Raw genomic sequence first — 11,773 nt, 5'->3', positions numbered from 1 at the left:
GAATGGACAACGCCCTCTTGTAGAGAATACCAGGTGGACATAAATCACCGATAACGATTGTGGCATAAACCTCCTATGGTTCCGGCTCGCAACCCACCTTGGGGTTGTGAAACTAAATCATACTACCCAGGGTAGCTCGCGTCTCGCAACCCTGGGCTTTGAGGCGAAATCCCTTTGGAATACCGGAGGGGCCTCGATCGTTGGCGTCCTCCCTCTAGAATGAGATGCGAGACGAAGCTCGGACGTCTCGTCCCGAAACGATGGCCTCCTACAACTTGTCTAGTGCCCATTTTTGGAGGTAACGACCACCTACCACCTACTCCCCCCTTCCCCTGGTTGAATGCTCCCGTGTAGGTTAACGTCGAATATGCCGACGAACACACAACGAGCGATGTAACGATGTTCTAAGACCAAGGTTTGTTCCGAGATCCCATTCGTACCCCAACGATCCAGCCGTGGTCATCACCTCCCCTCCATGAAGCCTGCGTCCATGTTCTTCATTCCCAACGTTCTGCCGATCGTGCTTGGGTCACTGTTGATTTGCACTTCCGGAGTCTTCAGCGCGGAGGTGGGTATTGTCCGTTCCCAGGCGTACGCCCGTCGAGGAGAGCCGATCCACCTCGGTGAAGCGGCGGCGCAGCCACGCCTCGCCGAAGCCAAACCACGAGCCCAGCCATGGATTCCCAGCCCCGGGCCCCTTCCCCAAGGACTTGGATGGAGGCCCGGCAAGACCGAAAGGCTCTCAACCGAGACACTGACCTCGAGGCGCCCGGTGGCTACCTCCCATTCCAGCGGAGGCCCAAGCCTGGCGGACCTGAAGCCATCTCCCCTGCCGACCATTCAATTCCCGTCCATTGAGGACGATGGAACCAGCGCGACACCCGATACCGCCGGAGCGGTCGGCCCCTATCACGTTATGACCGTCGCCAACACCGAGGTGCGAGTGCAGGATCGGGAAGGAGCGGTGCTGGCATCCCTAACTCTCGATGGATTCTTTTCCAACTTCGGGTCGGACATTTTCACCTACGACCCGCGTTGCGTGTTCGATGCCGGTGCGGGCCGCTGGATTCTGACCGCCGCGGCGAACCCCAACCTTCCCGATGCGGCCATCGTGGTTGCGGTGTCGGCCTCCAATGATCCGCTGGGCGATTGGTTCCGCTACTATGTGGATGTCGATTCCTTCGATGAAGCTTATGCCGATTCGCCCACGCTCGGATTCAACAAGAACTGGATTGTCGTTCAGGCAAATCTCTTTCATCAAGTCACCGGCACGTTCATTGAATCGGAGGTCTTCGCTTTCGATAAGGTCAACTGGTATGAAGGCGCTGACAGTCCGTACAGCCGATTCCATCTGAATGCAGCCGAGCATGGAGGAAGCCAGATCCCAGCCATCACCCTGGACTCCGTTCTCGAGACCCTCTACCTGGTCAAGTCCTGGAACGGAAACTTTGTGGATCCCCAGACCCGGATCGCCCAGGGACTGCTGCGCATCTACGAGCTGAAAGGCTCCATCGGGGCCGAAGAGCTTGTCGCTGGTGCGTTCGTGAGCACGGTTCAGGAGTCCACCCAGCCGGTCTTTACCTGGGCTGACTCCGCCCCCACGTCAGCGGATCTGGGAAAGCAGGCCGGCACCACCAACCGCGTTCAACTGGGGGACTCGCGCATGCAGAGCGTCATGTACCGGGGGCAAACGCTCTGGTGCTCGCAAACCGTCCTGCTCCCCACTGCCAAGGCCACCCGCAGCGGAGTGGTTTGGTGGGAGGTGTTTCCCGACGGCCAGCTCTTCCAACGTCATCTGGTTGACGATCCGCAGTCCTTATGGTCTTACGCCTATCCGTCACTGGCAGTGAACGATCACTATGACGTGCTGGTGGGCTACAATGGGTTCGGAGCCTCGAGCTATCCGACGGCGCTCTACCGTTTCTATCCCAACGATGGCGTTTACAACAATCCCCTCGGGGAACAGATCATCCGCTCGGGCGAAGGTTCCTATTTTGAACTGTATGCAGGGCAGAACCGTTGGGGCGACTGGAGTGCAACCTGTATCGATCCGCTGAACGATGGAGTCTTCTGGACACTGCAGGAATATGCCCTGGCGCCGACGCCCCAAGACGCCGGCCGCTGGGCTTTGGCCTGGGCCGCGGTAACCCCGCCCTACGACCTTCAGGTGAGCTCGCGGGCTTCGACCAATCGCTTGGTGGTGGGACAGGAAGTAACGTGGACGTTGAGCCTCAGCAATCGTCTGCTCTCCTTCGCCTACAACGTCACCCTCACAAACCCGATCCCGGCAGGGCTTGAGATCCTCTCGGCAAGTTCGAGCGCGGGCGAGGTGAGCATCGTGGGAGATCTTGTCTATTGGGATCTTCTGGGTGTCGGTGTCGAGACCAACCGGCTTGAAATCATCGGTCGAGCCACCGGAGACACTCTCCAGGTGACCAATCGCGCGGGCGTCGTAGCCAGGGGGCAAGATTCCAACCCAACGAACAATGTCACCCAGCTCGCAATACCTCTGTTCAATGGATCACCGGTCTTCTCGCCGGTGGTGAAGGCCACTGCCGCGGGATCGAAACTCCTGCTTTCCTGGCCTGTGGGGTATCTGGGTTTCGTCGTGGAGACCCGCAAGGATCTCAGCTCGGGCAAATGGGAGCCTTACTCCGGATCACCCTCTCCTCAAGGCGCAGTGCAGAGCCTGGAGCTGCCCACGGATCAGGACTACCGCTACTTCCGTTTGCGGCGGGCTGGGCCTTGATGCTCCCCGTCGGATGTTGCACCGCCCGGTCCGATCACCTAGCCTGCATCCACGCGTCAAACCCCATGAGGGTTTTTCCTTAAGCGCCGCGCATCATGCACTGCACCATTGAACGACAACTTTCTGTGGCGATCGAGAATCAGCCCGGGCGACTCGCAGCGGTCTGCCGACTGCTCGCGGCAAACCACATCAACATCCGCGATCTCACGGTGGTCGATAACATCGAGCAGGGGATGATCCGCTTTATCACCAGCGATTCCACTCGGTGCAAGGCCCTCCTGACCCAGGAAGGATTGTATGTCGTCGAAGCCGAGGTCCTGGTCACGATCCTGAAAGACTTTCCAGGAGAGCTGGCCCGGATCTCGGAGGTGCTGGGAGCGGCTCATATCAACATTGACTACGCCTATGGAACGGAGGATTCGTCAGAAAAGGAGATGCGCGTGGTACTAAAGGTGTCGCAGCTCCAGCGTGCGAGAGAAATCCTCGCCACCGCATGAGCCGCTGCATTCCCGAAAGCATCGGGATCCTCCCCGCAGGCGCGCTGGGAGTAGGCTTTTTTTATCACCTCACCGCGAGACTCACTCAGCTCGATGGCAGCGTTTTCTTTGTGGACCGCCCTGGATCTTCCAGCGGCCTGAGCCTCCGCGCCCGAGGGGAACTGAACATCGAAAAGGAGGGTGGAACCCAGCGGGTCCCCCTCGGAGGACTCCTTAAACCCGACCTGCTTAACTGCGCGGAGCAAAATATGCTCCCCGAGGTGCTCCTGGCCTGTCCCAATCCGGATCAACTCCTTCCCATCCTGTCTGAATGCGTGGCCTTGGTCGAACATGCCCACGAGCGTTCGGAGCTCTCCACCACGAGCCTGCCAATCCCCCTGCTCGTGCTCAGCTCCAATGGGATCTATTTTCAGCGCATCCGCCAGGTGTTGATTGAGAAGCTCGAGGAGTCCACTCTCCTGGGCCGACTACCAGATCTATGGCCTGACTTAATGCCCCTGCTGATTGGCCGTCTCATGCGCGGAGTCACCATTCAGACCGGCATTCGCGAAGGCGACGGGGCCGATGCCATCTATCGTCCCGGACCACCCGGCAGCACCCGGATTGCGGGCGGGAGTCCGGAGCAACGCCGTCGAGCGCATCAACTGCTCTGCCAGCGTAACGGCGACTTCGAAATCGCAGACAAAGCCTCCCCCACCAGGGTTGAGTTTGACAAGGCGCTCATCAACCTCTCCGCCAATTTTTTAGGTCAGCTAGCCGCCCTGGATGACAACGGTCGCTTCCGAGCCTTGACGATCGGAGAAGTCCTTCAACGGGTCGGGGAGCCCGGGATACTCGAACTGACACGCTGGGTCGTCGCCGTGGGAAAGGCCGTCCGAGCCTACGAAGCCCACGAGCAACCGGAACAAATCGTCGTCCCGGTCCTGGAAAGTCTCCACGCCCACGCCGACCACGTGCCATCCAGTCTGCAATGGCTGGCCTCACGGCTGGCGAGAAACGAAGTCATCCACGCCATCACACCCACCGAGCTTTGGCTCATTGACCCTCTGCTCCACTACGCCCGATCGGCCGGGCTGGAGCCTGCGGTCACCTATTTCGATGGTTTGAAGACGGCGCTTCACCACCGCCTGGGCCTACTGGCGAGCCGGCCCAGAATTCCTAATTGATCGCCAACTCTTTGCGAATCTCGAATTTCTCGACTCGCTTGCGCAGGGTGGCCCGGGTGATGCCCAGCAACTTGGCGGCCTGCACCTGATTCCCCTTGGTCTCCACCAGCGCCTGAATGATCAACTCGCGCTCCACCGCAGGCAATACTTTCAACTTGGACTGACTGCGAGCCATATGGAACAGGGCGCGCGCCAAGGAGGGAAGGTCGAGAGGCCCCGAGGAATCGGACGTCGTGGCGAGGGATGCTCCCGCCGAGGCAACCGGCGAGCTGGCCTCCAAAGGTTTGGAATTGGTGAGCTCAGGCGGCAAGTCCCGAGGCAAAATGACATCGCTCTTGCAAACCACCAACGCACGCTGGATGGCATTCTCCAGCTCCCGCACGTTGCCCGGCCATGAGTAAGATTCGAGAACGGAAAGGGCATCACTCGAAATCGCACGCGGAGGCAGGCCCTGCCGCTCCACCAATTTCTTTAGAAAGTAGTCAACCAACAAACGGATGTCGGCCCTTCGCTCGCGCAAGGCTGGCAAATGGATCCGAACAACGTTCAGACGAAAGAAAAGATCCTCACGAAACTGACGATCCGCCACCGCTTGCTCCAGCGGACGATTGGTCGCCGCAATCACCCGGACATTGACCTGGACCGATTGATTGCCACCCACCCGCTCAAAGGTTCCCGACTGCAGAACGCGCAGGATTTTGGTTTGAGTCGGAAGCGCCATGTCCCCGATCTCGTCCAGGAAGATGGTTCCCTGATGACACTGCTCGAACTTGCCAATGCGTTGTCCAGTCGCACCCGTAAATGCGCCTTTCTCGTGCCCGAACAACTCGCTCTCCAGCAGGTTCTCCGGAATCGCAGCGCAGTTGATCGCCAAGAAAGGCTGCGTGCTCCGGCGGCTGTGATGATAAATGGCCCGCGCAACCAATTCCTTGCCGGTACCGCTCTCGCCCGTGATCAGCGCGGTGGCGTCAGTACCCGCCAGCTGGCCGATCAGCTTGAAGACCTCCTGCATGGGCTGACTACGTCCGATGATGCCGAGATCGTAGTCCTCGGTCTCCAACAGCGGCTCGTAGGACACCATCCGCCGCATGTCCCGGGAGGCCTTCAAAGCCGCGTGGATCACTTCCTTGAGACGGGGAACATCAAAGGGCTTGAGCAGATAGTCGTAGGCCCCCAACTTCATCGCCTCGATCACCGTCTGCGTGCTGCCATAGGCGGTCATCATGATCACCGGCAGCTTCGCATCGATCGCCCGAAGCCGGCGCAGGGTCTCCAAGCCACCGATGCCAGCCATCCGAATGTCCATCAAAACCAGGTCGGGACGCACCTTCGGCACCAACTCCAGTCCTTCCTCCCCGCTGGCAGCGGTTAAGATCTCGATATCCGGAGAATCAAAAATGCGGGTGAACGAGTAGCGAACATCAGCTTCGTCATCAATAAGGAGCAGTTTATCCATCAGAGCGGCACTTGGCCTGGCTGACCCTAGCCAACCAACGGAATCAATGCAACCGCGAGTGATGACGCATCTTGCCAATGCGACCGATGAACTTAATTCATTAATACACCCAACTACCTGACATCAATAGACTTCCACACGAAGTCCAGCACCTTCTCGCACGCGTTGTGCGATACGGGCCAGCTGGCGGAGCGAGAGATGACCACAGCCTGGGTGGGTGGTGGGACGGGTGGCAGAGTAAATCTGGACCAGGGGGATTTGGGCACCCGCGCGCTTAAGCTCGGCCAGCCTGGAAACGTAAGCCTCAATCTCCGAAGCCGACGGATCGACCCCGCGGACGGCGGCGAACAGACTCTGGATCACCACCGGTCGTTTTCGCGCGAGGGTCAGAATGCTCTCCATGATCCGCTCGAGCGATCGGTCCGTGTGGTTGACTCGCTGGAGATGCTCCTCCGTGCCAGCATCCAGTTTGGCCCAAACCTCATCGTGCAACGTCAGAAGTTCCAGGCTCTCATCCACCCTCGGCTGCCCCAGGCCGGAGGTGTTCGTGATGACCACAATCTTGAAGAATGGAACCCGCCGACAGGCGCGCAAATGGATTACGGATTCAAGAGCTTCTGGGAATAAGGGAGACAGGGTGGGCTCCCCGTCGCCGCTCAACGCGACATGGCGCAGGGTCAGCAGCTCATCGGGAAGCTTCTGGTAGTCCGGTCGCTCACGGAGCCTTCCCGCGAGCACAAACCGCATCATCCGCTCCAATTCATCCTGCATCCGGGGGATCTCGAGCTTCAGCTCGGGCCGCACACGGGTGCGATCGACTTCGCAATAGACACAGTCATAGTTGCAGTCGCGGCCCGGGTTCAGGTTCACCCCAACCGAAAGGCCGCGGGCGCGTGGAGATACCACGGTGTAGACAAATTGGTTGTCCTGAAAATCCCGGGCGCAGCCGAACGCCGTGACGGCACTGCGAGGCGACTGATCCGGAATGAACTCTGTAGGTTCTGTGACGCAACTTACCATAGGATTCCCTGGGCTTGGTTTTTTGGGCGGAGCAAGAACGACCTCACACAAATTCCTTCTCGTGGGTCCGAACAACCAGCACCGGGCAAGGCGCGTGTCGGACCACCCGCTCAGCGGTGCTCCCGAGCAGCACATGTTGGAATCCAGTGTAACCGTGGGTCGAAATGATGATGAGATCAGCCTTCAGAGTGCGCGCCGCCTCGACGATCTCCCGGAACGCCTGACCGCTACGGACCAAACGCTTCTCGATCAATCTCTCCGGAAGGCGATGCCGCGAAACCACCCCCTCCAGCTTGGCTTGGCAGGCCGCCATCACCGCCTCGTTCTCCATCACCAACGGGATCGCCCCCAGATCAGCGAACGGGAGCGGCTCAACCACGTTGAGAAGGATCAAGCGAGCGCCAAATTGCTCGGCGAAGGTAACCGCATAGCGCAGTGCCTTCTCCGATTCCTTGGAGAAATCCAGAGGCACAAGAATCGATGCCAGCCGGAGCTTGGCCGGCACCATCTCGATGATCTGGGCCTTCGCGCCGCGACGCGCAACGCCTCCGGCCTTCCTTGAGGTCTCCCGGGAGCGTTGGCTGGATGTTTTCATGGTGCAGCGTTTTCTATCTCACTAGCATCCTCCCTTGTTTTCAAACATTCGCCTACACCGACCTTGTTGAGCGAACACCATAATTTGCCTAGAACGGCGGGACGCTCACCGTTGTCGTTCGGTTGATCCGGTTGCCGGCCGCATCCGAGTGAGTCACATCGATCGTGTAGATGCGGGTTTGAAACGGCGACGAAGTGCGGGCCTTTAGCTTGAGCGTCAAAGGGCCCGTGATTTCGACATCGCCCGCAGCCAGCGTTTGATTGGCAATGACGCGTCGCACGCGGGAGGTGATCGGCAAGGTGCAATCCGTGCCTGAGACGGTGATGGTCACAGGAATCAATTGATTGTTGGCCGGGCTGAGCACGCTGGGAGTTGCCACTTGGGATTGGATCACCGGCGCGTCGCAGTCCTTGACAACGACCTGAAAGACGCACGTGTCGGTAAGTCCATCCGAATCGACCACAGTGCAAGTCACCGGGGTGGTGCCGATGGGCAACGGCACGTTTGGAAAACGGGAATAATGAAACCCCAGGATTTCTGTCGGATCATCCCCCACGAACGTGGGCTGGCCAAACGCAGTCGCGCCCGTGCATTGTCCCGGAGTGTTGCACAGGGTTATGTTGGTCGCGCACTGAGTAATCCGCGGAGCCTTCTCCACGGCACCGGCATCGATCGTTCCGCCGACGATCCGCGGCTCTCCCCGCTGATCGGCGACCGAAGCCCCGGCATTCTCCCCAGCGTTCACAGCCGGGCTATGCTTGAGCAGGGCATGGGTGGGAGTCGGGCCCAGATTGTCCTTCAGGGGACTGAGCCGTGGATCGATCGGATTTTGGCTAGTCCCGACCTTATCTCCGACCGCGTTCCCACTGATGCCCGGCTGTCCGTTTCCAACCACGTTGTGCCCTAATGAGATCAAACCGCCACAGCCCACGTCAGGGCCGCAGTCAATGCTGGACGGCGACAAGGAGTTTCCGGCCAGAATGCAATTGCGCAGAGTGGCTGTCATCTCGGCGTTCTGAATGTTAATGCCTCCCCCCCAGGCCAACCCATCGGCCGGTCCAAAATTAGGTCGCGGGACAAGCACGATGGAATTTGAAACGATCGTGCAACTCTCAAACCGAGGGGAGCCCGTTCCCTCCAGATACACTCCACCGCCGCGCGCGGAAGGAGTGATGTTGAAAAGACCTCCGTCGTGGAACGCCACATTGCCGCTGATGGTGGAATTCAAAAACACAATGGTGGCAGCCCCATAAACCCCACCGCCTCGCGCATCGCCAGCCGTGGTAGGAGGGACCCTAAAAATGGAGGAGTGAGCGCTGTTCGAACTGATCGTGCACCCGTCAATCACCAGGTTGAAATAGCTCGCGATCCCGCCGCCGTGGAACTCCGCATGGTTCCCGGTGATGTGACAACGCTGGAGAGTGAGGTTTGAAAAGTTGACGATCCCGCCACCTCCAGGCGAGTGCGGATCGGTTCCCCCGACAAAACCGCCGGTGATGGTCAGGTCGGATAGGGTAGCTTCTGTTGTATCGACATTAAAAACACGACTAAGTCCGTTGGCGTTGATCGTCAACCGATTGGCGCCCAGCCCCCGAATCGTCAGATTGCGCGCAATGAACAGCTCGCCGCTGGTCAAAGAAATCGTCTGACCGTCGAGCGCTGGATCAAAGACGATGAGGTCGTTGGCAGCTGCGTTCAGAATCGCCTTCCGTAAGGAGCCGGTGCCGTCATCGGCTGTGGTCGTGACCGTCAACGTGGCACCTCGAGCCGATCCGTCGCAGAGAGTCAGGACCAGAGTCGTGTACATCAACCAAGTCTTCGCGGAGGGAAGGGAATGGAGGAACTTCATGCTGAAAAAAATACGACCCCAGAACCCATAAAAACAAGCCTAAATGCGCGGTGGTGCGGATCGGCGGGTGTGATTGGAGATGGGTGAGAAAGGTGGCGAAGTCGCGGTGTAACCGGATGCCTCTATGTGGGGCCTTGCCCCCGGGGGCTATCACGCGTAGAGTGGCCCAGCAGTGGATGGATGGCATTCTATCTCAGCGGCCGCTCTTCTGATCGCACAGCTTCTCTGCGCGACTGGACTTGTTTCCCCCTGCTTCGGCGCAACTGTCGCACCGAGTCCACAGAGCACAACAGCGGCACCGAGTGTTCAGGCCAAGACCGAGAGTGACGCCTTCTTCGCGAGCCAGACCATCCCCGTGATCAAGATTCAGTTGAGCGAGAACGCGCTGCGGTCGCTGCGGAGGGAACCCAGAACGTATGTCCAAGCCAAAATTCAAGAGGGATCCAACACTTACGAAAACGTGGGCATCCATCTCAAGGGCGCCGCAGGCAGCTTTAGGGATGTAGACAACCAACCCGCGCTCACTCTGAACTTTGACAAATTCAAGAAGGGGCAAAAATTCCACGGGCTCGACAAACTGCACCTCAACAATTCAGTCCAAGACCCCAGCTATCTGACGGAACTGATCTGCAGTGAGTTATTCCTGGAGGCTGGCGTGCCCGCCACTCGCGTCAGTCACGCTGCGGTCGAGCTCAATGGCCGACGCCTGGGCCTCTACGTTCTCAAGGAGGGCTTTGGAAAACCCTTTCTCAAGCGGCACTTTGCAAACGTCAAAGGAAATCTCTACGACGGCGGATTCTTGCGCGACGTCACCGAGACTCTGGAGCGCATCTCCGGCACCGAGGAAGGACAGCCAGCGGTAGAGCGGCTGGTGCGTGCCTGCGAAATCTCCAACCCCCAGCTCCGCAGGGCCGAACTGGAGCGGCGGCTCGATGTGGAACGTTTCCTCAGCTTTATCGCGGTCGAAATGATGACCTGGCATTGGGATGGCTATCTGATGAAGGCCAACAACTATCGGATCTACCATGACCCTGATTCGGACCGAATCGTCTTCCTTCCGCACGGGATGGATCAAATGTTCTGGAGCCCTAACGGAACCGTTTCACCCCCACCCCAGGGCCTCGTGGCGGCCAGTCTGCTGACGGCTTCTGGAATGAAGGCGCGCTACCGAGCCCGCGCCGCCGAACTCACCACCAACGTTTTCATCGCCGACCGGATCACGGCAAGAATCCGGAGCGTGGCCGCACGGATCCGCCCCGTGCTCGCCGCGCAGGATGCAGAGTCGGCAACCGCCCACGACGCCGCAGTGAAGAACCTCGCACGACAGGTTACCCAACGGGCGGCCTACCTGCGACGCATCCTGACCGAGGCGGCTCCCACCACCCCCACGTTCAACGCCGAGGGGGAAGCCGAGCTGTCCAACTGGCGCACCCGCATCGACGCCGGAGCAGCGCAGTTCAGGCGCGCCGAGGAGGGAGGGCGGCAGGTTCTAGTGATTGAGACAGCTCCCAGCGAACCGCCGTCCGCCGGCGAGTCCTCCGAGGCGTGCCTGGCCTCCTATCGGTCGGTGGTGCTGCTCGAGCCCGGACGCTACCAGCTATCGGGTCGGATGCGCACCGAGAAGCTGGTGCCGATCAGCAACTCGGTGCGGGGCTCAGGAGCGGGGCTGCGCATCTCCCAACGCCGGCGTCAGCAAGGCTTGGTGAACGACAGCGGCTGGCAAGAGATGCGCTACGAGTTCATCGTGGGAGAGCAGGAGGAGATTGAGCTGATCTGCGATCTGCGGGCCCAAAGCGGCAGCGCTTACTTCGATGCCGGCTCGTTGCGTCTGAAAAGGCTTCCCGCCCAGCCCGACCCGGCGACCAAGGCCGCGCCATGACCTCACGAGCCTGGCAGTGGATCGATACCGGGCCGGCCTCCGGAGCGGAGAACATGGCTTTGGACGAAGCCCTCATGGAGCAGTCGGAGGAAATCGGGAGCCCCGTCCTCCGATTCTACTCCTGGACGGAACCGGCGGCGACCTTCGGATACTTCCAAAGGCACGCCGAAATCGCCTCCCTGACCCCTCTCCGCCCTCTGCTCCGCCGACCGACCGGCGGTGGCTTGGTGCCGCACGACCACGACTGGACCTACAGCCTCGCCTTCCCGCCCGCTGATCCTTGGTATGAACTGCGAGCAGAGGAGAGCTATCGCATCCTCCACGAATGGGTTCGCGACTCGTTCGCTCATCTGGGCGTTGAAACCGCGCTCTCACCGTGTTGCGCCAAAGAAAAGCCCGGCCAATGCTTCGCCGGTCCGGAGAAGTTTGATCTGCTCTGGGAAGGACACAAGGTCGCTGGCGCGGCCCAGCGGCGCTCGCGACAGGCCCTGCTCATTCAAGGTTCTGTGCAGCAACAGCCCCCAAACGTAAAGCGCTCCGATTGGCAGGAAAGTTTCCTGCA

The 11,773-nt window shown here is 59.8% G+C and carries 9 protein-coding genes; 5 read left to right on the top strand and 4 right to left on the bottom strand.

The window, feature by feature from the left end; genetic code table 11:
- The first annotated feature begins 475 nt into the window (after positions 1–475).
- From JNN07_14380 to JNN07_14370, 3 genes are all read left to right on the top strand, one after another.
- Positions 476–2,749 (top strand): DUF11 domain-containing protein, encoded by a 2,274-nt coding sequence (locus JNN07_14380; protein MBL9168923.1) that lies wholly within the window; start codon positions 476–478, stop codon positions 2,747–2,749.
- A 95-nt stretch (positions 2,750–2,844) separates the two neighbouring features.
- On the top strand, positions 2,845–3,246 hold the full coding sequence (locus tag JNN07_14375) for an ACT domain-containing protein (GenBank protein ID MBL9168922.1): 402 nt from the start codon (positions 2,845–2,847) through the stop codon (positions 3,244–3,246).
- Positions 3,243–4,412 carry a hypothetical protein gene (locus JNN07_14370; GenBank protein MBL9168921.1) on the top strand — a complete coding sequence of 390 codons (1,170 nt, stop codon included), beginning with the start codon at positions 3,243–3,245 and terminating at the stop codon, positions 4,410–4,412. The genes JNN07_14375 and JNN07_14370 overlap by 4 nt, the downstream gene beginning before the upstream one ends.
- Here JNN07_14370 and JNN07_14365 read toward each other — a convergent pair.
- The 4 genes from JNN07_14365 to JNN07_14350 all read right to left on the bottom strand — a co-directional run bounded on the left by JNN07_14365 (position 4,405) and on the right by JNN07_14350 (position 9,332).
- Positions 4,405–5,868, bottom strand: coding sequence for a sigma-54-dependent Fis family transcriptional regulator (locus JNN07_14365; GenBank protein ID MBL9168920.1), 1,464 nt, complete (start codon positions 5,866–5,868; stop codon positions 4,405–4,407). The genes JNN07_14370 and JNN07_14365 overlap by 8 nt on opposite strands.
- 123 nt (positions 5,869–5,991) lie before the next feature.
- A complete protein-coding gene (locus tag JNN07_14360; GenBank protein MBL9168919.1) occupies positions 5,992–6,888 on the bottom strand; it encodes a radical SAM protein in 897 nt (298 codons plus the stop codon).
- A gap of 43 nt (positions 6,889–6,931) precedes the next feature.
- Positions 6,932–7,483, bottom strand: a complete 552-nt coding sequence (locus JNN07_14355; GenBank protein MBL9168918.1) for a universal stress protein — start codon at positions 7,481–7,483, stop codon at positions 6,932–6,934.
- Between the two features lie 88 nt (positions 7,484–7,571).
- Complete coding sequence (locus tag JNN07_14350; GenBank protein MBL9168917.1) at positions 7,572–9,332, bottom strand: right-handed parallel beta-helix repeat-containing protein; 1,761 nt, start codon at positions 9,330–9,332, stop codon at positions 7,572–7,574.
- Between the two features lie 355 nt (positions 9,333–9,687).
- Here JNN07_14350 and JNN07_14345 point away from each other — a divergent pair, with 355 nt between their 5' ends.
- Both JNN07_14345 and JNN07_14340 read left to right on the top strand, forming a co-directional pair.
- The gene (locus JNN07_14345) at positions 9,688–11,211 is read left to right on the top strand and encodes a CotH kinase family protein (protein MBL9168916.1); all 1,524 of its coding nucleotides are present in this window, start codon (positions 9,688–9,690) and stop codon (positions 11,209–11,211) included.
- On the top strand, positions 11,208–11,773 hold a 566-nt coding region (locus JNN07_14340; protein MBL9168915.1), incomplete at its 3' end, for a hypothetical protein. The genes JNN07_14345 and JNN07_14340, both read left to right, overlap by 4 nt.

Source organism: Verrucomicrobiales bacterium, assembly GCA_016793885.1.
Taxonomy (GTDB): Bacteria; Verrucomicrobiota; Verrucomicrobiia; order Limisphaerales; family UBA11320; genus UBA11320.
This window is presented reverse-complemented; position numbering and strand designations above follow the sequence as displayed.

Bases quoted from the DNA above. Each gene is read 5' to 3' on its own strand.
- JNN07_14375 (MBL9168922.1), top strand. From the start codon at position 2,845: ATGCACTGCACCATTGAACGACAACTTTCTGTGGCGATCGAGAATCAG.
- JNN07_14350 (MBL9168917.1), bottom strand. From the start codon at position 9,332: ATGAAGTTCCTCCATTCCCTTCCCTCCGCGAAGACTTGGTTGATGTAC.
- JNN07_14370 (MBL9168921.1), top strand. From the start codon at position 3,243: ATGAGCCGCTGCATTCCCGAAAGCATCGGGATCCTCCCCGCAGGCGCG.
- JNN07_14355 (MBL9168918.1), bottom strand. From the start codon at position 7,483: ATGAAAACATCCAGCCAACGCTCCCGGGAGACCTCAAGGAAGGCCGGA.
- JNN07_14380 (MBL9168923.1), top strand. From the start codon at position 476: ATGAAGCCTGCGTCCATGTTCTTCATTCCCAACGTTCTGCCGATCGTG.
- JNN07_14360 (MBL9168919.1), bottom strand. From the start codon at position 6,888: ATGGTAAGTTGCGTCACAGAACCTACAGAGTTCATTCCGGATCAGTCG.
- JNN07_14365 (MBL9168920.1), bottom strand. From the start codon at position 5,868: ATGGATAAACTGCTCCTTATTGATGACGAAGCTGATGTTCGCTACTCG.